At 36.7% G+C, this 1,206-nt stretch carries 2 protein-coding genes; both read left to right on the forward strand.

All coding sequences use genetic code 11. The annotated features are described in order from the left end of the window. On the forward strand, positions 1–911 hold a 911-nt coding region (locus tag LGT40_RS00385), incomplete at its 5' end, for an SH3 domain-containing protein (protein WP_226343114.1). A gap of 42 nt (positions 912–953) precedes the next feature. After that, positions 954–1,115 carry a DUF1415 family protein gene (locus LGT40_RS16515; protein ID WP_226069675.1) on the forward strand — a complete coding sequence of 54 codons (162 nt, stop codon included), beginning with the start codon at positions 954–956 and terminating at the stop codon, positions 1,113–1,115. The last annotated feature ends 91 nt before the right edge of the window (positions 1,116–1,206 follow it).

A 1,206-nucleotide genomic window follows, 5' to 3' on the forward strand; every position in this document is an offset into this window, starting at 1 on the left:
AAACAGGAATCAATAGTGCTCTGGCTTTAGCTAATCTCACCCAAACATCTATATCTGATAAAGCTATAGAATCAATTAATTCGCAAAAAACAGGAATTAATAGTGCTCTGGCTTTAGCTAATCTCACCCAAACATCTATATTTGATAAAGCTATAGAATCAATTAGTTCGCAAAAAATAGGAATTAATAATGCTCTGGCTTTAGCTAATCTCACTCAAACATCTACATTTCGGAAAGCAATAGAATCAATTAATTCTCAGCAAATGGGAATTAATAGTGCTCTTGGTTCTATAGCTAATTTTCTCGAAATGGACGATATGCTCAGTAGCTTTGCTTCATCTAGCGCTCGAATATTGAATGATCACAGTGCTTTATCAACTATTTTTGCATCAATGGAGAGAGCTGACTTTTCATCATTCAATTTTGAAAACATTGAAAATGAACTGACAACAGCGGCTAATGAATTTAAGAAAGCAGAAAATGTAAGTTCTTTAGCCACAAAATTTACTGCTCTACCCCCACTTTTTCAAGCTATATTTTTCTATATTCTGTTTCATGTTTTACAGCCAATTTTAACTAACATATCAGCCAACTTACTTACGCCAGTGGTTGAATCTTATTTGCAGGATAATAATCTAGCAGACAGGGAAAAAGTAAAACAGATTAAAGAAATCCCTTTATATATTAATGATGTAAATACTGAAGGGCTCCGATTTATAACTGCTAATAATGTAAGACTTAGATCTAAGCCTTCTACAAAATCTGAAATTCTTGACGAATTAGTATTAGGTCAGATAGTAACCATATTATCGAAAGACAGAAACTGGATCGAAGTAACGTATACATACGGAGATGGTGAAGTCATGTCGGGCTGGGTGTTTACAAGATATACAGCCAAGTTTGTAAGATAAAAGGTATCAAGGGCTCAGCCAACTTGAAAATATGAAAGACGAATGAAGAAATTATCACGACCAAGTGAGATCCGAAATGACGAGGAAATTGTTCTCTCGGTTCGGCGGTGGGTTAACACTTTTGTGATGGAAATGAATCTTTGCCCATTTGCTAAGTATGAGATGCTGAACAATCGGGTGCGCTTTGCTACCACAAGAGCGTAAGCGTTGACGCGTTACACCCTAGACAGCCTCGCTGACGGCTGATTGTCCAAGATCAATATTCCAGGGCAACAATTGCTCGACCTGGTTGATG

Source organism: Methylophaga pinxianii, from assembly GCF_020447225.1.
Lineage (GTDB): Bacteria > Pseudomonadota > Gammaproteobacteria > Nitrosococcales > Methylophagaceae > Methylophaga > Methylophaga pinxianii.